The sequence below is a fragment of the Dyadobacter fanqingshengii genome, from assembly GCF_023822005.2.
In the GTDB taxonomy this organism is placed as follows: domain Bacteria; phylum Bacteroidota; class Bacteroidia; order Cytophagales; family Spirosomataceae; genus Dyadobacter; species Dyadobacter fanqingshengii.
This window is the reverse complement of sequence record NZ_CP098806.1, coordinates 4,318,609-4,337,297: the sequence shown is the minus strand read 5'-3', so window position 1 is coordinate 4,337,297 and position 18,689 is coordinate 4,318,609. Positions and strand designations below refer to the sequence as shown.

General features: G+C 44.1%; 20 protein-coding genes and 1 riboswitch. Of the genes, 13 read left to right on the top strand and 7 right to left on the bottom strand.

The annotated features are described in order from the left end of the window. Positions 1 to 41 precede the first annotated feature (41 nt). Positions 42 to 241, bottom strand: a riboswitch (cobalamin riboswitch). Between the two features lie 29 nt (positions 242 to 270). From NFI81_RS17985 to NFI81_RS17970, 4 genes are all read left to right on the top strand, one after another. Next, positions 271 to 1,242, top strand: coding sequence for a DMT family transporter (locus NFI81_RS17985; protein ID WP_234611092.1), 972 nt, complete (start codon positions 271 to 273; stop codon positions 1,240 to 1,242). Between the two features lie 64 nt (positions 1,243 to 1,306). Beyond that, the gene (locus NFI81_RS17980) at positions 1,307 to 1,864 is read left to right on the top strand and encodes a thioredoxin family protein (protein WP_234611093.1); all 558 of its coding nucleotides are present in this window, start codon (positions 1,307 to 1,309) and stop codon (positions 1,862 to 1,864) included. 66 nt (positions 1,865 to 1,930) lie between these two features. Next, positions 1,931 to 2,128, top strand: a complete 198-nt coding sequence (locus NFI81_RS17975; RefSeq protein WP_234611094.1) for a type II toxin-antitoxin system HicA family toxin — start codon at positions 1,931 to 1,933, stop codon at positions 2,126 to 2,128. Further along, entirely contained in the window at positions 2,125 to 2,517 is a 393-nt protein-coding gene (locus tag NFI81_RS17970) for a hypothetical protein (RefSeq protein ID WP_234611095.1), read from the top strand. Before NFI81_RS17975 ends, NFI81_RS17970 begins: the two co-directional genes overlap by 4 nt. 3 nt (positions 2,518 to 2,520) lie before the next feature. On the opposite strand, the gene prfA is transcribed toward NFI81_RS17970, so the two are convergent. Beyond that, entirely contained in the window at positions 2,521 to 3,594 is a 1,074-nt protein-coding gene (prfA, locus tag NFI81_RS17965; protein WP_234611096.1) for a peptide chain release factor 1, read from the bottom strand. A 140-nt stretch (positions 3,595 to 3,734) separates the two neighbouring features. Between prfA and NFI81_RS17960 the strand changes: the two genes are divergently transcribed. Then, positions 3,735 to 4,316, top strand: coding sequence for a hypothetical protein (locus tag NFI81_RS17960; protein WP_234611097.1), 582 nt, complete (start codon positions 3,735 to 3,737; stop codon positions 4,314 to 4,316). A 67-nt stretch (positions 4,317 to 4,383) separates the two neighbouring features. Then, positions 4,384 to 4,974 carry a hypothetical protein gene (locus NFI81_RS17955; RefSeq protein ID WP_234611098.1) on the top strand — a complete coding sequence of 197 codons (591 nt, stop codon included), beginning with the start codon at positions 4,384 to 4,386 and terminating at the stop codon, positions 4,972 to 4,974. Here NFI81_RS17955 and NFI81_RS17950 read toward each other — a convergent pair. After that, a complete protein-coding gene (locus tag NFI81_RS17950) occupies positions 4,969 to 6,489 on the bottom strand; it encodes a GH3 family acyl-acid amido synthetase (protein ID WP_234611099.1) in 1,521 nt (506 codons plus the stop codon). The two genes, NFI81_RS17955 and NFI81_RS17950, sit on opposite strands and share 6 nt — an antisense overlap. 102 nt (positions 6,490 to 6,591) lie before the next feature. Here NFI81_RS17950 and NFI81_RS17945 point away from each other — a divergent pair, with 102 nt between their 5' ends. Then, positions 6,592 to 7,527, top strand: a complete 936-nt coding sequence (locus NFI81_RS17945; protein WP_234611100.1) for an SAM hydrolase/SAM-dependent halogenase family protein — start codon at positions 6,592 to 6,594, stop codon at positions 7,525 to 7,527. A gap of 18 nt (positions 7,528 to 7,545) precedes the next feature. Here the strand turns inward: NFI81_RS17945 and NFI81_RS17940 are convergent, their stop codons facing one another. Continuing rightward, entirely contained in the window at positions 7,546 to 8,421 is an 876-nt protein-coding gene (locus tag NFI81_RS17940) for an aldo/keto reductase (protein WP_234611101.1), read from the bottom strand. Positions 8,422 to 8,454: 33 nt separating this feature from the next. Then, positions 8,455 to 8,811 (bottom strand): DNA gyrase inhibitor YacG, encoded by a 357-nt coding sequence (locus tag NFI81_RS17935; protein ID WP_234611102.1) that lies wholly within the window; start codon positions 8,809 to 8,811, stop codon positions 8,455 to 8,457. A 259-nt stretch (positions 8,812 to 9,070) separates the two neighbouring features. Between NFI81_RS17935 and NFI81_RS17930 the strand changes: the two genes are divergently transcribed. Beyond that, entirely contained in the window at positions 9,071 to 9,406 is a 336-nt protein-coding gene (locus tag NFI81_RS17930) for a single-stranded DNA-binding protein (RefSeq protein WP_234611103.1), read from the top strand. Positions 9,407 to 9,489: 83 nt separating this feature from the next. Here the strand turns inward: NFI81_RS17930 and NFI81_RS17925 are convergent, their stop codons facing one another. Next, positions 9,490 to 10,974, bottom strand: coding sequence for a xylulokinase (locus NFI81_RS17925; protein WP_234611104.1), 1,485 nt, complete (start codon positions 10,972 to 10,974; stop codon positions 9,490 to 9,492). 320 nt (positions 10,975 to 11,294) lie between these two features. On the opposite strand from NFI81_RS17925, the gene NFI81_RS17920 reads away from it, so the two are divergent. From NFI81_RS17920 to NFI81_RS17910, 3 genes are all read left to right on the top strand, one after another. Next, the gene (locus NFI81_RS17920) at positions 11,295 to 12,758 is read left to right on the top strand and encodes a M28 family peptidase (RefSeq protein WP_234611105.1); all 1,464 of its coding nucleotides are present in this window, start codon (positions 11,295 to 11,297) and stop codon (positions 12,756 to 12,758) included. 9 nt (positions 12,759 to 12,767) lie between these two features. Next, positions 12,768 to 13,577: a 4-(cytidine 5'-diphospho)-2-C-methyl-D-erythritol kinase gene (ispE, locus tag NFI81_RS17915; RefSeq protein ID WP_234611106.1), complete on the top strand. Its 810-nt coding sequence runs from the start codon at positions 12,768 to 12,770 to the stop codon at positions 13,575 to 13,577. A gap of 82 nt (positions 13,578 to 13,659) precedes the next feature. Then, entirely contained in the window at positions 13,660 to 14,271 is a 612-nt protein-coding gene (locus NFI81_RS17910) for a cytochrome c oxidase subunit 3 (RefSeq protein ID WP_234611107.1), read from the top strand. Positions 14,272 to 14,276: 5 nt separating this feature from the next. Here the strand turns inward: NFI81_RS17910 and NFI81_RS17905 are convergent, their stop codons facing one another. Further along, positions 14,277 to 14,570, bottom strand: a complete 294-nt coding sequence (locus NFI81_RS17905; protein ID WP_310589222.1) for a hypothetical protein — start codon at positions 14,568 to 14,570, stop codon at positions 14,277 to 14,279. A gap of 81 nt (positions 14,571 to 14,651) precedes the next feature. Between NFI81_RS17905 and NFI81_RS17900 the strand changes: the two genes are divergently transcribed. Further along, positions 14,652 to 15,818 (top strand): helix-turn-helix domain-containing protein, encoded by a 1,167-nt coding sequence (locus tag NFI81_RS17900; protein ID WP_234611108.1) that lies wholly within the window; start codon positions 14,652 to 14,654, stop codon positions 15,816 to 15,818. Positions 15,819 to 15,926: 108 nt separating this feature from the next. Further along, on the top strand, positions 15,927 to 17,123 hold the full coding sequence (locus NFI81_RS17895) for an acyltransferase family protein (protein WP_234611109.1): 1,197 nt from the start codon (positions 15,927 to 15,929) through the stop codon (positions 17,121 to 17,123). Here NFI81_RS17895 and NFI81_RS17890 read toward each other — a convergent pair. Next, positions 17,104 to 18,675: an OmpA family protein gene (locus tag NFI81_RS17890; protein ID WP_234611110.1), complete on the bottom strand. Its 1,572-nt coding sequence runs from the start codon at positions 18,673 to 18,675 to the stop codon at positions 17,104 to 17,106. The two genes, NFI81_RS17895 and NFI81_RS17890, sit on opposite strands and share 20 nt — an antisense overlap. Between the last annotated feature and the right edge of the window lie 14 nt (positions 18,676 to 18,689).

Sequence of the window (18,689 nt, the reverse complement as noted above, 5' to 3'; positions counted from 1 at the left end):
AGGTAGCACGATCAGCTCTGCTTTTCCTCCGAAAGCAAATTTGATGAATCCATCTTTTGGCAGGTCTCCTGGCTCGTCTCTCGATCCATGGCCTTCCCGTTCGTGGAACAGTGGCAATGAGGATTGGATCATATTAAGCAGACTCACAGTTGCGGGGACAGCTTCCGGTTCAACGGAATTCCCTATTAAGCCTTATTGCAGCATTGAAGCTGCTTATGGCGCCAAAGGTGCAAAGGTAGGAAATTGGCCGGACTTCCAACTCTGTGTGATATGCTTTATCTTTGGCCAAAATCTTTATCATTGTTGGCTGCTCCTGCTCAAAATCTGGTTGTAACTTCTTCGCAAAAAGGCATTTACCTCATGCTCGGCGCGGCATTCTTCTTTTCCCTCACATCGGCCATTTCCAAGTGGCTGGGTCGTGATTTCCATATCGTGCAGCTGGTATTTTTCAGGAATATTGTTGGCGTTGTGTTTGTGGTTACCAGCATTTGGCGCCGCCCGATCCGGCAACAGGGCGGCAAGCTTGGACTGCTTATTTTTCGTGGTGTGGTGGGCACATTATCACTGTATATGCTTTTTTATGCTATTCAAACATTAGGGTTGGGCCGTGCTTCCACATATCAATACACCTATCCCATATTCCTTGCATTGCTATCCTGGCTACTGATTGGTGAAACGCTAAATTCGCGTGAATGGGCGGCTATTTTTGTGGGATTTACTGGCATTATGTTTGTTTTTCGTCCGGATCTTTCCATTTCGTTACGGGATAATGCTTTGGGGTTGGGAAATGCCTTGTTAACTGCTATTTCTTACTTGTCGATCAGGCAGTTAGGCGTTGTTTATGACACGCGGGCTATCATACTTTCCTTTATGCTGAGCGGCATTGTGATGCCTATTATTTCTATGTTGGTAGGGACATATTATCCAATGGAACATCTGGATTTCCTGATTGGCACATTCACCTGGCCCGCTAACATTTCGCAATGGTTAGGGTTTCTGGCGTTGGGGCTGACCGCGTTGATGGGTCAGAGAATGTTGACACAGTCATTCACGTTCGACAAAGCCGGCCGCGTTGCCGCCATTGGTTATTCCAATATTTTGTTTTCGGTTTTAATTGGTTTTCTGATGGGAGAAGCCATTCCGTCATTCTCGATGCTCACCGGCATGTTGCTGATTGTGGCGGGAGGGATTATGGTTTCCTTAGCAAAAAGGAAGTCCGCGATTTGCGGGGATCTGGAATAATGTCACGCATGCAGCACAATTATTCCGCATTGAAGTTTGTTAACTAATTGAAATCACATGAAGTATGAAAACATCAGCTACATCTCTTTTGCTATGCTTGATTATGCTAACCGTCACAATGGGTTTTAAATCCGACGGAAAGCGGCCTGCCGAAAGCATTCAATGGTTAACGATAGAAGAAGCTTACGCGAAAATTCAGCAGGAGCCGCGCAAAGTTTTGATCGATGTATATACAGACTGGTGTGGCTGGTGCAAGGTAATGGACCGCGAAACATTCAAAAATAAAGCCGTAGTTGAATACGTGAACCGCAAATATTACGCGGTGAAACTCGATGCAGAACAGAAAAAAGCCATTACATTAGGAGACAAGAAATTTGAGTTTCTTCAAGAAGGCGGCCGCGGTGTGCACCAGTTGGCCCTGGCCCTGACCAATAACCAGCCCAGTTATCCAACCACCGTTTTCCTGGACGACAAATTTAACATGATCCAGCCCCTGCCCGGCTACATGAAACCCAAAGAATTTCACCAGGTCATCACCTTTATCGGCGAAGATTATCACAAAAAAGAAGCCTTTGAAGACTACAAATCAAAGACTTACAATTCGCTTTTCGCGGCTAAGTAATTAGCGCAACCATTCATTTACTCACTTCCTTCAAAGTAATTTTAGTAATAAATTTATTACTTTTGTATGAAGTCAAGTGAGCTTTTCAAGTTGTTGATAAAGGATGGGTGGTTTGAAGTTAGGCAAACCGGAAGTCACAGAATTATGCGCCATTCTGTTAAGCAGGGACAACTTATTGTTCCTTTTCACGGCAGTGCAGAGGTCAAGAAGGGCCTGTTGAGTGCTTTGTTAAAACAAGCGGATATCAAAACGAACAAGCGATGAAAAAGCCGATAATAGCGATGGAAATACTGAAAGAAGATGTGGGATATAGTGCTCACACTACTTTCAAAGATAACTTTATCGGCACGCAAGGTGAGGATTTTGATGAGCTGAAGCAAAATATCGTTGAGGCAGTAAATCTGGCCTTCCAAGACGAGAACTTTGTTTTTTCAATTGAAGAAATTGTCTTGAAACCAGACTTACAAAGCTTTTTTGCGTTTTATAAGGTGCTTAATGTTAAAGCGCTGAGTGAACGGATCGGAATGAATCAGAGTCTGCTGGCGCAATATATTAGCGGCACCAAAAAACCATCTTCCACGCAGACAAAGCGCATCCTTTCAGGCGTCCAGCAGGTGGGTAAGGAATTGGCTGCTATCCAGTTTCTGATATAATTACTAAACCGTCTCCCCCTCCTGCATACGCTCGGCATTTTCTGCGATGCGTAATCTTTCGATGAATTCTGCGATATCGCCTTCCATAACCGCCGGAAGATTATATACTGTGTAGCCAATGCGGTGATCGGTAATGCGGCTTTGGGGATAATTGTAAGTGCGGATTTTATCGGAGCGGTCGCCGCTTCCTACCATTGATTTCCTTTGTGAACTGATGGCATCGTTGTGCTCTTTCAGTTTGATCTCATAAAGTCTGGAACGCAAAACGCTCAATGCGCGGTCCTTGTTTTTCAGCTGAGAACGTTCATCCTGGCAACTTACGACCAATCCGGAAGGAATGTGTGTTAACCGAACTGCGGAATAAGTCGTGTTAACTGACTGTCCACCAGCACCAGACGACTGAAAAGTATCCACGCGGACATCATTCATATTGATCTGCACGTCCACCTCCTCAGCCTCAGGCAACACGGCTACGGATGCAGCCGATGTGTGAATGCGTCCCTGCGATTCCGTCTGCGGAACGCGCTGAACGCGGTGCACGCCCGATTCAAATTTCATTTTTCCATAAACATCGTCGCCCTCAACTTTACAGACTATTTCCTTGTAACCACCATTGGTTCCTTCTGTAAAATCCATGATAGACGAACGCCAGCCCATTTTTTCGAAAAACCGCTGGTACATTCTGAATATATCGCCAGCAAAAATCGCGGCCTCGTCCCCGCCCGTTCCACCCCTTACTTCGAGGATAATGTTGCGGCTGTCATTCGGGTCTTTTGGGATAAGAAGCTCCTTAATCGCCTGTTCGAGTTGTTCAAGTTTCGGCGTCAGGTCGTCCAGTTCCTCTTTTGCCATTTCCCGAAGCTCTTCATCCTTTTCAGTTGTGATAAGTTCTTTGGTTCCGGCAATGTCTTTTTGGATCTTTTTATAAAGCTCATATTGCTCCACAATCTTTCCGAGATCCTTGTATTCCTTACTTATTTTGGAATAACGGGCAGAGTCGGAAACGATTTCCGGTTGTATGATTTGTTGCGAAACTTCTTCGAAACGTTCTTTTATGGCTTCTAATTTATCGATCATCTTTATTGAATATCTTTGGCACCAGGCATTCGGGGCACAAAGATACGCATTTTAGATAAATGAAGTTTTCGAGAGATAGTGGGTCTTATGTGAATTAGATACTTTGGAATACTGTTAGCAAATTATAATGTGTATTGATAATGAAAAAAATACTGGCTTTTGTGGCTTTGGCAATGGTTGTGGCAGGCTGCGATACAGGAAACCGCGTTGAAAACACCAAAGCGCTTTCGAATGAAATTAATGCGTCAAAAATAAAGCGGGTTACCAACACGCAACTCATTTATTCAGCAGATGCGTGGGGTAAGAAAATTGCCAAAATAGCCGAAAAGGCGCTTAGTAATGAGCTGGAAAAGCATCCCGAGAAAGCAGGGGAGTTGTGCCAGAATTTAGCAGAAGTTCCGGTTATAGCGGCTTTGGAAAAAGAATACGGTGTAAGAGTAGAGTTGCTGGACCTGACTGATCTGAAAAATCCAGACCTCGCCCCCAAAGAGCGGGAATTGCTGGAAGCTTATCTTTACAGCGCTAAAAATAAGTCTGCTGCGAGCGACAATCTCCAGCAACTGAGCGATACATCCCTGGTTTACAATGCACCCATTCCTTCCGAAAGCCTGATATGCAAATCATGTTTGCCAAACGACGAGACACCCTTTGCCGTGTGGCGACTACTTTTCAACAAAAAAGATATTATCAGAAAGCTTGATGCGAAGCAGTTGAAGGATTGATCATTGGTTTGCAGGAACACTTTTTTACAATTAGGAGTAACCCCATCACCTACTTTATTCACTCCGCATGCAAACTCCTGTTAACAAAACAATCCCGAAAATTATTGAAAACGAGGTATTAAAAGCTTTGTCTTTTTACCCGGAGTTGCAGGAAACGCCTATTGATTTTGTGTTTAAAAAAAACATTAAGCGATCTGTTATGCAGGCCCAGCCGAAGATTGGAACCATGTTTGGGGCAAAACGGGGCTACAATATCAACATCAGTGCATTATTCAGGCTAACCACCACCGCAATTCCGATCCACCAGATACCGCCGGACATTATGGTGGGCTGGATAGGCCATGAATTGGGACACGTGATGGACTACGAAAACAGGAATGTTATAGGGATGATGCGATTCGGCATTGGTTATTTATTTTCTTCCAAATACATTAAACAAGCCGAACGTGTAGCTGACACTTTCGCAGTAAACCATGGGTTAGGGAGCTATATTGTTAAAACAAAGCACTTTATCCTAAATCATGCAAGCTTGTCTGAAAAGTATAAGAACAAAATCGCCCGACTGTATCTTTCGCCGGACGAAATAATGGAGCAGGTCAGAAAGTTGGAAACCGCCCAGCACGAAGCCCGGCAGGACGCTGCACAAAATAAATCATGAGTTTTTTCTGACAAAAGCCTCGAACTCATGAAATTCTTCCTCTTTCATTACCCGTGGGATCTTGACCTGCCCACCAAGCTTTTTTGTGTCTTCGCTCCATTTGTAAAAAATTTCTTCTGGGATCAATTCTGTCTCAATTCCTTTTAGAGCACGTCCTCTTGCAACATTATAGTTTTTGTTGTTTTCCCGAAGCGTCTTATCCAGCGATTCCGCGACCTTTTCATTGTCAGGAAATTTGTCACAACTTAAAAACCATTTATGAATGTAATCTTCGCCCCTGTGCACAGCGGCAACAATAAACTCTTTAATTACCACATCGTATTTCTGTTCAATCACCCGCAACGCATTATTCATTTGATTCACAGAAAGTTGTGATCCTACTACATTCAAAAAATGCTTGGTACGGCCGGTGATTCTGATCTCTGACCTTGACTTGTCGGTAATTTGTACCGTATCTCCAATCATATAACGCCATGCGCCTGATACAGTGGATATTAACAGGACGTATTCAGTGTTTTCTTCCGCATTGGCAAGCGATAAAACATTCGCTCCCGGTTTCACCAGACCATTCTCGTCCACATGGTCACCATCAAATGGCACAAACTCGTAAAAAATGCCATTATCAGGAAAGAGCGCCATGGATGTGGTTTCGGGGCGCTTTTGAATGGCTATAAAGCCTTCTGAGGCGAGGTAGGTATCAATATAAATCAAGGGACGCGCAAATAATTGCTCAAGACTTTTTCGGTAAGGCTCAAATGCGACGCCGCCGGTTGTATAGACCATTAAATTCGGCCATATGTCATGAATGTTGCTCAGCTTATTATAGCTTATAATTTCTTTAAGCATTAATTCAACCCATGCAGGAATTCCGGAAATGCAGCCAATATCCCATTTTGGGGCTTCTTCCGCAATTCTTTTGACGCGCTCGTCCCAATCAGCAATGTCTGCAATTTCCCTTCCGGGTTTGTAAAATCCGCCGAACCAGGTAGGCAGATTACTGGCGCTGATCCCGCTGATCTCCCCTTCCTGGTGATCGTCTTTTTGAATGAGCGAAGTGCTGCTTCCCAGCATCAGGATCTGTTTTGTGAAAAAATCCCCCGGTAAGTTAAATGCATTAATGTTGGTAATTTCTGAAATGCCGGCTTTCCGGATCGCGTTGAGCATATCGTCGGTTACCGGAATGTATTTGCTGGCGCTTGTGGTTCCGCTGCTAAGCGCAAAATATTGCTGTCCGCCCGGCCAGGTCACATTTTGATGCCCTTCGAGTAAGTAATGCCACCATTCTTCATACATTTTATCATAATCGTGCGCCGGCACTTTACTTTGAAAAGCGGCGACGATATCCTTGCTTTCCAACAGCTCTGAAAAATTGTAAGCTTTGCCGAAAGCGGTCAGCTTAGCAGTTTCAAGCAGGTTTCGTAAAACTTTTTCTTGTGCTTCAACAGGATCGGGCTCGCTGGTGATCATTCCCGTGAAATCAATTGCCTTCTTTATCAGTTCTCCGATTACCGCCATGCGTTTATGTGCTTTATTTGATCAAAACCATTTACTTAATTAGGATTTTAAAAACCCATGCCACTTCATAAATTTGCCCTATCACATCATATCTGTATGTCCATGAAGGCATTGAATAAGATCAAAGCTCTAAATCACTTTTTCCATACGCGGCTGTTGGTAACGATCATGCTCGGTTTGGGAATTCGGCTGTCAGTTTTTGCACAGAACAATATCCTTGTTTTTCAGTCTGATTTTGGACTAAAAGATGGGGCAGTCTCGGCGATGAAAGGTGTTGCTTCCGGTGTTTCGCCTGATTTAAAAATGTATGATCTCACACATGAAATTCCTGCTTACAATATTTGGGAAGGAGCATATAGACTAGTGCAAACAGCACCCTACTGGCCAGCCGGGACGGTTTTTGTGTCGGTGGTGGATCCAGGTGTTGGCACTGAAAGAAAATCCGTCGTCATGAAATCCAAGTCGGGGCATTACTTTGTGACACCTGATAACGGAACATTAACATTGGTTGCCGAACAGCTAGGCATTCAGGAAGTTAGGGAGATAAATGAGGCGATAAACCGGCGTAAAGATTCCAATGAGTCCTACACTTTTCACGGTCGGGATGTTTACGCGTTTACTGCCGCGCGTTTGGCTGCGAAAGTGATTTCTTTGGAGCAGGTTGGGAAAAAGCTTGATAATAAAGTTGTTGCCATTTCTTACCAAAAAGCCGTTTTTGAAAGCGGTCAGGTGAAAGGATCAATTCCTATTCTGGACATTCAGTATGGGAATGTTTGGACCAACATTAATAGGGAAGTTTTCAATAAACTGAACATCAAACTGGGAGAGGATGTCGTCGTGCAGGTTTTTAACCAAAATGCGAAAATTTACGAAGGGAAAGTTCGCTTTGTGAATACGTTTGGGGAAGTAAAGGAAGGCGCAGATGTCGGGTATTTCAACAGTCTGCTGAATTTCTCACTGGGCGTCAATATGGGGAGTTTTTCCGAAAAATATAAAGTGCTGAGTGGAGGAGATTGGCGGATTGTTTTAACTAAATAAAACAACCCGCTTTAATGATCATTTGCCTACAACCTGATAGATTTCGTACCAGTCCTCGTGGCTTAATTTGATATCCGAAGCGCTTGCGCCGTTCCTGATCCTGGTTTCAGAAAGTGAGCCTATGATTGGCAAAGTGCCTAATTTCATCAGCCATGCAACCGCAGTTTGCTCGATATTTGCATCATATTTCCTGCCAACTTCTTCCAGCTTAGCTCTTAATCGAACCGCTTTTTCTTCCGTTCCATTCAAAATTTTGCCGCCAGCCAGCGGTGCCCATGCAAGCGGCTTGCTGAAACTTTGCTTGATGAAGTCGATACGACCATCCTCGATCGCAGTTGTATTCATCAAATTCAGCTCAATATGATTTGTGACGATGGGAATTCTCAGATAGGAAGCCAATAATTGATGTTGAAAAACCGTGAAATTGGCAACACCGATATGTTTCGTTTTTCCTGATTTAACGATTTCTGCAAGTGCAGTGGCTGTTTCTTCCGGGTCAGACAAAAAATCACTTTGGTGTAAAAGGAAAATATCTAAATAATCCGTTTTCAGCCGTTTCAAAGATCCGTTAATGCTATTTACAATGTGATCCCTCGACGTATCGTAGTAAGTCAGATATTTGTTGCTGGATTTTCTGATCCCGCATTTGCTAAATAAAACGATATCTTCCCTCTTAAAAGACTTACTCTGAACCACTTTGCCAAAATGCTCTTCAATGGCTGTGTCGCCATAAACATCTGCATGATCAAAAGTATTGATACCCAGTTCCAGACAGAGATTAACTGTTTTCTCGATTTGAGACGTGGTTTGGGCACCTTCATCCGTCCATCTCCAGAAACCATAAATTGCTTCGGATACTTTTGGGCCAGAGTCGCTTAAACTAACTTTTTTCATTGGGTGGTTATTTGAATGCTCGTGCAAAAATATCTATTTATCCAAACGTTTATCTTTTACGATCAGATAAATATCGTTTTCCAGTTCCAGATAGCCATAATCATACACGAAGTGATAAACATTGCCTTTTAGTGTAGGACGGACGCTGGTGATGAGGTTAAAGTCAAATCCTTTGCCGATGAGCTGGCTTTTTGTGGTTTTGGATTTGTCGTCAGGGCAAAGTTCTTCCAGGATCCGGCGATTTTTCCGAAGCTGGTTGTTCATGTTCCTGACTATGTTGTAAGAATCTGAATTTAACCGGTTATTGTAGCTGTTCCGGCACATATCCGAGCAGAATTTCTTGTCCACTCTCCCCATCAGTGGTTTCCCGCATTCCAGGCAATCCTTCATTTTTTTAAATGTTTAGTCGAATCCGGTTTACGGGATCCGTAAGTGTGCATATATAATCTCGCTCCGCAATATAGTAAAATTACTTTTGTAGCGATAAACAAACCAGTTTTTCCGTTTGCAAACGGCTGCAAATGCTTGTATCTGACTGTAAGTAGTTAATAACCGAATCGCATTTCTTCAATGCTGCACATTTGTAAAGTCGATTCAGAAGAGTCGTCCCAAGAGATTAAAGATTCACTACTAAACAAAGTCAGAAAACATGAACTTAGTAAAACTAATCGGAAATGTAGGCCGTGAAATCAATGTAAAGGAATTTGATGGCGGCAGGGCAGTAACATTCTCACTGGCCACGGACGAAAACTACATTAATAAAAACAAGGAAGAGATCAAATCCACATCATGGCACTCGATCATAGCATGGGGGCCACTGGCGCAGCGTTGCGAATCAATGCTTGAAAAGGGTAAAATGGTGTCCGTTGAAGGCAAGTTGAGCTATCGGCAGTATTTAAATAAGGATAATCAGACGGTTCGGACGGTAGAAATTGTGGCTTTAAAAATAGAAGAGATCATCAGGACGCAGGAAGCTACTGCGTAATGGAGGGCTAAATGCCTGGTCTTAACAACATTATAACGCATTATTAAGACCAGGATGTTATCAAAAATGATTGAAGCGGATTATTAAAGACTGCTTTCCAGAGCTGCTTTCCAGTTGCCGTAGGCTTCTTTGGTTGCTTCTGTCAATGCATTATCCGGTTCAATGGTGCTTAATGCGGAAAGGCCAACAAAAGCCTCAGAGCGGTTTTTGTAGTAGCCAAGTCCAAATCCTGCTGCACGCGCCGCACCTTGTGCGCCGTCCGTATTGTAAAGTTCTACGGTTGCGCCGGAGACGTTTGCGAAGGTTTCGCGGAAAACGGGGCTTAGGAACATGTTGGCTTCACCTGCACGGATATTTTTCAGGGAAACGCCAACGGTTTCCATGATTTCCATGCCGTAGTAAAGGGCAAAGACGATCCCTTCCTGTGCAGCGCGGGTGTAATGGTTAAGGCCATGACGACTGAATTGCAAACCCTTGAATGTGCTGCCCGGATCCTGATTTTCTAGCATCCGTTCAGCACCATTGCCGAAAGGAAGACAAAATAGCCCGTCAGCGCCAACAGGAGCTTGAGAAGCCAGTGCGTTCATTTCAGGATAGGAAACATTGCCCTGGAACAAGGAATTGCGCAGCCAGCCGTTCAGGCTGCCCGTGCCATTGACACAAAGCAAAACGCCGTAACGGGACGCTTTGGATATTGGATTTACGTGAAGGAATGTGTTCACGCGTGATTTTGGGTCAAATTTCACCTGATCGCTCACGCCATAAACAACGCCAGAAGTGCCGGCGGTGGCCGCCACTTCACCAGGTTCGAGGACATTCAGCGAGAATGCATTATTAGGCTGATCGCCCGCGCGGTAAGTGACCGGAATGCCAGCTCGTAATCCCAATGCTTCGGCTGCGGATGCGGTCACTTTCCCCTGTTCGGAGAATGTTGGCAAGACCTCAGGCATGATTTCATGATTGAAACCGAAATAGTCGAAAAGGAAATCAGCCGGGCGGTCATTAACAAAATCCCAGAAGATGCCTTCCGATAAGCCCGATGGCGTAGTAACAATGTCGCCGGTCATCCGGGCAGCCAAGTAATCGCCGGGCAGCATGAATTTATAAACCTTTGCGTAAACATCAGGTTCGTTTTCTTTAACCCAGCCCAATTTGGACGCAGTAAAATTACCGGGAGAATTGAGCAAGTGGGGCAGCACATATTCCTCGCCTAATGCTTCCATCGCTTTATTTCCAACTTCCACTGCGCGGCTGTCGCACCAGATAATGGACGGACGAAGCACATTCATATCTTTATCAACAACCACTAAACCATGCATCTGATATGATATACCGATCGCACCCACTTCCTCCGGCGAAATGCCAGCCTTTTGGATTACGGCCTTTGAAGCAAGGCAGGCATTTTGCCACCACATTTCAGGCTGCTGTTCCGCGAAGCCGGGCTTGGGGGCGGCGATCGTCATTTCCCGTTCAGGATAAAACGCAGCGGCGGCTACTGTGCCCGAATCTGCGTGGATCAAACATGCTTTTACAGACGAACTGCCTAAATCGAATCCCAGGAAATACATTGTTTCTGTTTTGATTAAAAATTGCTGCAATATTTAAATATAAGCCGAAAAAAATGCAAAAATGTTCCCTCGGTTTTGAAAAAGCAAGCTGTTAAGTGTAAATATTACACTTATTTAATATCCTTCCGTCTAGCCTCTTTAATCACGAAAATTAAAAAAGATATCCAGTCCCGGAAAATTTCACTATTTTAATGAAGATATTGAAACAATTTGAATCTATTTGTAGTCTTATTTGTGTTAACGATGCAGAACACCAAATAGCTGATTATTAATTTCAAGGTGTAAATTTTAAGAAAACGGAGCATCCTTCAATGGGTATTATGAAAAAAAATGTACATGTGGTTTTGATGGGTGGCTTTATTGCATTGTTCGCCGGATTTAGTCCTCTTGAAAAAAAATGGGAAAAACCCTTCTCCCGACTGGATAATGAAGTAAGAAAAAACAGCAAAGCTTATCAAACGCTTGGTGAGGCAACAAAGACGATCGGACACAGGCTAACCGGCAGTGTGAATGGTGAAAAAGCCGAAGAATACGCATTTCAGCTCCTGAAGAGTTACGGATTTACGGATGTTTCATTCCAGCCATTCGAGGTTGAAGCCTGGATGCGGGATACGGTAACTTTGTCTATTGCACCAAGCAGCAGTGATAATTTCAGAGAAGTTCCTGTTGTTTCGCTGGCGCACTCGCCTGTCGAAGCGAATCTGCAGGGCGAAATTGTAGATGTGGGCAATGGGCTGGAAGAAGATTTTGAGGCGATCAAAGAACGGATTAAAGGAAAGGTAGCACTCGCAAATATCAATCTGGTGGGAGCGCCGGGTAAGAAAAATCTGCATCGTTCTGAAAAAACAGCCCTGGCGATTAAGTATGGTGCGAGCGGCGTAATTATGGTAAATGGTGCGCCGGGAAAGATTTTGCTTACGGGAACAGCTTCGGTAACGGGAGCAATCATATCGATTCCAGCAGTTTGTATTTCAAATGACAGTGGAGGAGAATTGCGGAAATGGTTGAAAGAAGAAGGGCCACTGGAAGCGCATATTGATATGCACAACATTTCCAAGCCGATTAAAGCGAGAAATGTGGTTGCAACCCTCAAAGGAAAATCGGATGAAAAAGTGATCATCGGAGGACACCTGGATTCATGGGATCTGGCTACGGGAGCGATCGACAACGGCATTGGTTCTTTTGCAGTAATGGACATTGCGAGAACATTCAAAGCATTGAAAGTGAAACCGGAGCGTACGATCCAGTTCGTTTTATTCATGGGCGAGGAGCAAGGTCTGTTGGGATCGAAGCATTTTGTGAGTGAATTGAAAAAAACGGGTGAGATCAATAAGGTCAGTTATATGATGAACCTGGATATGACCAATGATCCGAAAGGCGTGAATGCTTTTGGAAGGGATGAAATGAATGAATTTTTCGCGGGTGTGGGCAGTGCCATACAGCATGTTGACCGGTCTTTCAAAAATGAATCATCAAACCGGGCTGGATTGCATAGTGATCACCAGCCGTTTATGCTCGAAGGCGTCCCCATTGCTGGCTTGTCCGGTCATTTGGATCCCAATGTGTTGCAATGCTATCATGCTGATTGCGATGATTTTAGCCTTGTGAACAAGAATCAATTTGAAAATACTGTGCGCATCGCATCTATGTATTTGTATGCGCTGGCAAACACCGAAACCATTGCTGTCTCAAAGCTTTCAGATGCTAAAACCCGCGATTACCTGATTTCGCAGGGCTTAAAGGAAGAATTGGTGATCGGACAGGAATGGCGGTGGGAACAATAACGTGAAGTAATGCTTGTATTTCCGAACGCAAAAATCAATATAGGCCTCGATATCGTTGAAAAACGGGCTGACGGATATCATAACATAGCGTCCTGTTTTTACCCCGTGGGCTGGTCCGACGCGTTGGAAATTACGCTGGATAAAGAATTTTCGTTTCAGTCAGATGGCATAGGGATTCCCGGGAACGCATCCGATAATCTTTGTATAAAGGCATATCAAATGATTGCGGCAAACTATCCGCTGCCGCCGGTAAAAATCCATCTGCTGAAAAGCATACCCATTGGCGCAGGGCTGGGAGGAGGTTCTGCGGACGCTGCATTTGCCATCAAGGCTTTAAACCAGCTCTTTAATCTAAAAATATCTTTTGAAAAACAGCTCGATTACGCACGTAGATTAGGGAGTGATTGCGCTTTTTTTATTCCAAACAAGCCAGCTTATTGTTTTCACAAAGGAGACATGTTTGAAGACATTGATCTGAGATTGAAGGGGAAATGGATCGTTTTGGTTAATCCGGGTTTACACATTTCAACCGCAGAAGCTTATTCGGGCATTATCCCGAAACGCAGTGAGCACGATTTGCGTACTGTTTTAAAGGAGCCGATCGAGAATTGGAAATATAAAGTTAAAAATGACTTTGAAGCAACGCTTTTTCCAAAATATCCTCTTTTAGAAGAGATCAAGGGCGCGTTATATAACCAAGGGGCACTTTATGCTGCCATGAGCGGTTCGGGTTCGACCTTATTCGGAATATTTGATCTGGAAAAGGATTTGACGAAGCATTTTGCGGAATTTGCCGTTTGGCAGGGACTGCTGGATTAAAAATTATTATCAGGTTACAAAACGCGGGAAATTGTAACTATATTCACCTCCCCGCTTATAAAGCATTAGAGAAAAGAGGTTAATGAGCTCCAAACCAACCACCAAATTAAAGGAAAACCCTTTTACGAAGCGGCGAGAACCTCTGGGTTTTATGCTTTGGCTCGGTGTAATCGGGAGCTCACTGCTTTTTACTTCCATCTTCATCATCTTTCTGATCCGGATGCATAGGGAAACGGGGCACATGATTGTCCTTCCCGATATGTTCTGGCTGAGTACATTAGTCATTTTATTTAGCAGTATCACGCTCCACGAGGCAAATCTGGCTTTTGCAAGCGAGCGTTTCCTGCATTATCGTGTATTTTTGGGTGCTACGCTGATACTGGGGATCACTTTTATCTTATTACAGGCGGGTGGCTGGGCCGAAATGTTGAATGCAGGCATATTCAACGGCATCACTACTTCCAGCGGACTGGTCTATCTTCTTACCGGACTGCACCTGGTCCATATCGTTGCCGGGGTGATTTATCTGAGCATGCTTTTTCAGAAAGCTGTCAAGAATAGAACTTATGTCGACTCCTTTGTTTACAGTGTAAATCCCCCAAACCGGTTGAGGATTAAGTTATTAACCCGATACTGGCATTTTACCGGCGCGCTTTGGCTGGTTGTGTTTCTTTTCCTGATCGTACTCTATTAGTTCCCTTAAAAATTGCGTTTGAGGCTTCTTCTGGCCAGAAATGTGCTCAGTAATGTAAGCACTGCGGCCATAATCATAGGCGCTCCGGGCAAATAGATGGGTGCGGAAGGCTGTGTAAAAAAGAAAAACAGGTTGGTCATTACAGGCGGGCCAATAATAGAAGTCAAACTTTGTAAGCTCGTTAGCGCGCCCTGAATCTTTCCTTGTTCATTGGGTTGAACCTGCGTTGAAATAATTCCCTGTATGCGGTGTTCCTGAGAGAGGGATTCGGGGAAGATGAAATAGGCGATGAAATTCAAAAATAAGCTTTAAATTTTGGTGCCGGGATAAGCACAAACATACATTTTTGATTTTGTATATTTGAATACTGATCTATTTTTATGACTCCCGCAACACTGCCTGTCCGGACCGACTTGTTTTCCATTTTCATTCTGCTGGGGTTTGTTCAGGGGCTTATACTTGCCTATTTTTTCCTTTCACACTCCAAAGGCGATAAGCAGCCCAATTTATTTTTGGGAGGGCTCATTCTGGGCATGTCCGTTTTATTGGGGGACGTTTGGTTGGGTTACACAAATTATATGTTCCAGGTGTTGTGGCTGGTCGATTTTTCAGAACCGATCAATCTCGTTTTGGCGCCGCTGGCCTATTTGTATATCAAAACGGGTGTCAGACAAAGATCTGAAAGGGGTTACTGGGTGCATTTGCTGCCTGCCATAATTTATTTTTTATATATGTGTGTCCTGATTTATCCGCAGGGCAATGCTTATAAGTACAACTGCAACATTTCGGCCTTCCACCCTGAAATGGAAATGCTGGTGTCCAACCGTTATGGCAGCGACTGGATGTTTTTTCTCAAAAACCACATTACCGATTTTACCGGTTTTAGCATGGTGATATACAATCTGGCGGGGCTGTATTTCCTGAGCAATGCGTTCAAAAAAGAAAACCTTTCCATCTTTACCAGAGAAAAGAGTCAATTGTCCTGGTATCGGAATATTTATCTCCAGTTAACAGTCCTGGTGATCATTTTTCTGGCCGTCCGGCTTTCTTTTCCGCACGATCTGGGCGATCACATCATCGCCGCATTTATCGCATTCATTATTTATGCAACCAGTTTTACGGTGCTCCGCAGATCGCTTTTCTTCCAGGATAACAATGTCCGTGCTGCCAAGAAATATGAAAAATCATCATTAACGCAGGAAATTCAGTCCACGACTTTGAAAAAATTGGAGGATGTGATGGCGGGTGAAAAGGCTTTTCTCGATCCTGGATTTTCACTACCCATTCTGGCAAAGCGGTTAGGCATCTCGACGCATCATTTGTCTCAAATTCTGAATGAAGAATTGGGCCAGAGCTTTTTTGATTTTGTTGCAAATTACAGGATTAATGAGGCCCAAAAACTGCTTCGGGATGAAGGGAGCAACTTTATCAAAATTGAGGAAATCGCGCAAATGGTAGGTTATAATTCAAAATCTGCATTTAATACATCATTCCGGAAAATCACAGGTTATACGCCTTCCGAGTTCAAAAAAAATGCTGTAAAATAGCTCTTTGCATGTTCTGATCTATCGGGAAGTACTTCTAACTGATAATCACGGTCGTTTTTCGCCTTTTGGTGCGGATACTTTTGTCCAGGTAACAAAAACAATCCGACCATGAAAAATCAAGATAACTTACATTCAGCTTCATTAACAGCGCGCCGCTACGATCTCGACTGGCTCCGCGTTATCGCGTTCGCGATCCTGATCTTCTTCCACGTAGGCATGTTCTTCAATTTTTGGGAATGGCACATTAAGAATGATGTCATTACGCACGCCATTGAATTGCCCATGCGATTTCCCAGCCAATGGCGCATGTCGCTTTTATTCATGATCTCCGGCGCCGGAATGTATTTTGCACTGGGAAACCGCGGGCCGAAGGCATTTTTAGGTGAAAGATTTGTCAGGATATTTATTCCGCTGGTTTTCGGCATGTTTGTGATCGTACCGCCACAGATCTTTTTCGAGCGCCTTACGCAAGGGCAAACGTATTCTTATGCCGAATTTTATAAAACCGTTTTTGAGTTCACGCCATATCCGGCCGGAAGTTTCAGCTGGCACCACCTTTGGTATCTCGTTTACATCTTCTTTTATTCGATCATTGGTTTGCCGCTATTATTATTTATTCGCCGCAATAACGCGTTGACGGCAAGCTGGGCACGTTTTTTCAGTAATCCGTTCACATTGATACTTGTTCCTGTGATCTGGCACGTGGCCGGAACAGCATTACTGGGACAATATCCAACGACACATAACCTCACCAGGGACTGGAATGAGCATTTTCACGATTTTACACTTTTCGTGACAGGCTTTGTTTTGTGTACACAAACCGGTTTTTGGGAAACGCTTAAAAAGTACAGGAAGCTTAACCTGGCGATCTGGCTGGTGTTAACGACTATTCTCTATGTGTTTTACTGGATCCCTAGAGCGGAGCTGGAAGGCGGAGAAATTATGTTTTATCAAACGCTTAAAACATTGAATGCATGGTGCATTCTCTTGTCAATTTTTGGCTTTGCGTATGTTTATCTGCAATTTTCAAACCGCTTTTTGAAGTATGCCAATGAAGCAGTATATCCATTTTATATTCTACATCAAACAGTTATCATTTGTCTGGCTTATCCACTGATAAACAGTTCATTGCCCTGGCTTGTGAAGTTTGTTTACCTTTCGGTTGCCACGTTTCTGGTCTGCCTGGTGCTATATCATTTTTTGATAAAACAATTCAATTTCCTGCGCATTGTTTTTGGACTGAAAAGCAAGAGACGGAAGCCCGTTGACAGGCCGGAAGAAGTCATTATTTCTTTAAGATCTTGAATTCAACACGGCGGTTTTGTTGCTGGCCCTCAGGCGTGTCATTTTTAGCAACCGGAACAGTTTCGCCATAACCTTTGCTGCCCACACGGTCCGGCTCGATTCCCTTTCCGATCAGATATTCCCGGACGGAATCGGCCCGGTCCTGTGACAGTTTAATGTTGAATTCGGCGCTACCGGTGTTGTCTGTATGCCCGCCTAGTTCAATGGTCAGCGTCTTATTTTCGGTCATGGAAAGTGCGATCCTGTTTAGCTCAGGAAAAGATTCGCTGCTCAATGCTGATTTTCCTGTTGCAAAGAAAATGTTATTAAGCCGTACGATCTGACCTTCCTCGATCGGGATCAGCTTTAAAGATTTGTTGGTGATTTCTTTAAAACCTTTTGTTGCAGTCGAATCGCTCAGGTCAATGTTCTCACCTTCTGCAATAAAATCTGGCGCAACAGCACGCATGCTGTATTTGTGACCGTAGGGAAGGATAATCTTGTATTCTCCTGTTGTTGGATTGGTTGTTGCGGTTCCTACTTCTTCACCGTCAGCCAGGTTTTCATAAATGATCGTCGCCTCAACAGGTTTTCCGGTTTTTGAATCAATTACCTTCCCGCTAATCATTACCACAGGATCAGAAACGGGCACAAGGGCAATTGGCGCTTCGGTTGTATCACCCGGAACTTCCTTCGGTTTCAGGTTGTAGCGCACCACATCGCCCTTGCCTTCCGTGCCCTTGAATGACACCATATAGGAATAATCGCCTAACGCGGAAATGGTGTAGTAGGCGTCATAACCGTCCGAATTAATGGCCGGGCCTAGGTTTACGGGCCGGCTCCAACGCTTCCAGGTTTTGTCGATGCGTTTGCTGTAATAAATGTCGTTGCTTCCCTGGCCGCCTTTGCGGTCGCTTGAAAAATATAATGTTACCCCGTCCGGAGCGAGAAACGGCGTTGTTTCGGTAAATTCTTCCGAATTGATCTCGTTTCCCAGGTTCATCGGTTTGGACCAGGAGCCATCTTTGGCCTTAAAACTCACATAAATGTCATCAACCTTGCTATTCTTTTTCTCACTGAACGACATAATCAATGTCTTGCCATCATTGGAAAGATATCCGCAGTCAAACTGTCCTTTGCTGATCTTGGAATAGCCTGGGATTTCCAGCTTATTAGGTGCGGCCCATCCGCGCGCCGTTTTTTTGCTTGTAGAAAATCCCCGCGTTTCATACACGCCATTCTTGTAAGATCCCTTGATTAACAATGTGTTACCATCGGGCGTAATGCTATAAAGGCTGTTGTAATCTTCTTTGTTCAGTGGGGAAGGAAGCCGCCGCGCCTGCGACCATTTCTCGTTTTTAAGCTCAGAAAACCAGATATCCTGACTGCCTTTGGCTCCATGCGTATTTTGCGGATGGCTTACCCTTGAGAAGTAAATGGTTTTCCCGTCAGGAGCAATGATCGGGTTAATTTCATTGTATTCAGTGTTAACCGTTTTTCCAAGATTTTCCAGCTGCGCACTCGCACAAAAGGAAATGGAACAAAACAGCATGGCCAGTAATGAAATGCGCATCGTTTTTGGAAGGG

Coding starts and splice junctions, on each gene's coding strand:
- NFI81_RS17985 (WP_234611092.1), top strand. CDS start 271: ATGCTTTATCTTTGGCCAAAATCTTTATCATTGTTGGCTGCTCCTGCT.
- NFI81_RS17980 (WP_234611093.1), top strand. CDS start 1,307: ATGAAAACATCAGCTACATCTCTTTTGCTATGCTTGATTATGCTAACC.
- NFI81_RS17975 (WP_234611094.1), top strand. CDS start 1,931: ATGAAGTCAAGTGAGCTTTTCAAGTTGTTGATAAAGGATGGGTGGTTT.
- NFI81_RS17970 (WP_234611095.1), top strand. CDS start 2,125: ATGAAAAAGCCGATAATAGCGATGGAAATACTGAAAGAAGATGTGGGA.
- prfA (WP_234611096.1), bottom strand. CDS start 3,594: ATGATCGATAAATTAGAAGCCATAAAAGAACGTTTCGAAGAAGTTTCG.
- NFI81_RS17960 (WP_234611097.1), top strand. CDS start 3,735: ATGAAAAAAATACTGGCTTTTGTGGCTTTGGCAATGGTTGTGGCAGGC.
- NFI81_RS17955 (WP_234611098.1), top strand. CDS start 4,384: ATGCAAACTCCTGTTAACAAAACAATCCCGAAAATTATTGAAAACGAG.
- NFI81_RS17950 (WP_234611099.1), bottom strand. CDS start 6,489: ATGGCGGTAATCGGAGAACTGATAAAGAAGGCAATTGATTTCACGGGA.
- NFI81_RS17945 (WP_234611100.1), top strand. CDS start 6,592: ATGAAGGCATTGAATAAGATCAAAGCTCTAAATCACTTTTTCCATACG.
- NFI81_RS17940 (WP_234611101.1), bottom strand. CDS start 8,421: ATGAAAAAAGTTAGTTTAAGCGACTCTGGCCCAAAAGTATCCGAAGCA.
- NFI81_RS17935 (WP_234611102.1), bottom strand. CDS start 8,811: ATGAAGGATTGCCTGGAATGCGGGAAACCACTGATGGGGAGAGTGGAC.
- NFI81_RS17930 (WP_234611103.1), top strand. CDS start 9,071: ATGAACTTAGTAAAACTAATCGGAAATGTAGGCCGTGAAATCAATGTA.
- NFI81_RS17925 (WP_234611104.1), bottom strand. CDS start 10,974: ATGTATTTCCTGGGATTCGATTTAGGCAGTTCGTCTGTAAAAGCATGT.
- NFI81_RS17920 (WP_234611105.1), top strand. CDS start 11,295: ATGAAAAAAAATGTACATGTGGTTTTGATGGGTGGCTTTATTGCATTG.
- ispE (WP_234611106.1), top strand. CDS start 12,768: ATGCTTGTATTTCCGAACGCAAAAATCAATATAGGCCTCGATATCGTT.
- NFI81_RS17910 (WP_234611107.1), top strand. CDS start 13,660: ATGAGCTCCAAACCAACCACCAAATTAAAGGAAAACCCTTTTACGAAG.
- NFI81_RS17900 (WP_234611108.1), top strand. CDS start 14,652: ATGACTCCCGCAACACTGCCTGTCCGGACCGACTTGTTTTCCATTTTC.
- NFI81_RS17895 (WP_234611109.1), top strand. CDS start 15,927: ATGAAAAATCAAGATAACTTACATTCAGCTTCATTAACAGCGCGCCGC.
- NFI81_RS17890 (WP_234611110.1), bottom strand. CDS start 18,675: ATGCGCATTTCATTACTGGCCATGCTGTTTTGTTCCATTTCCTTTTGT.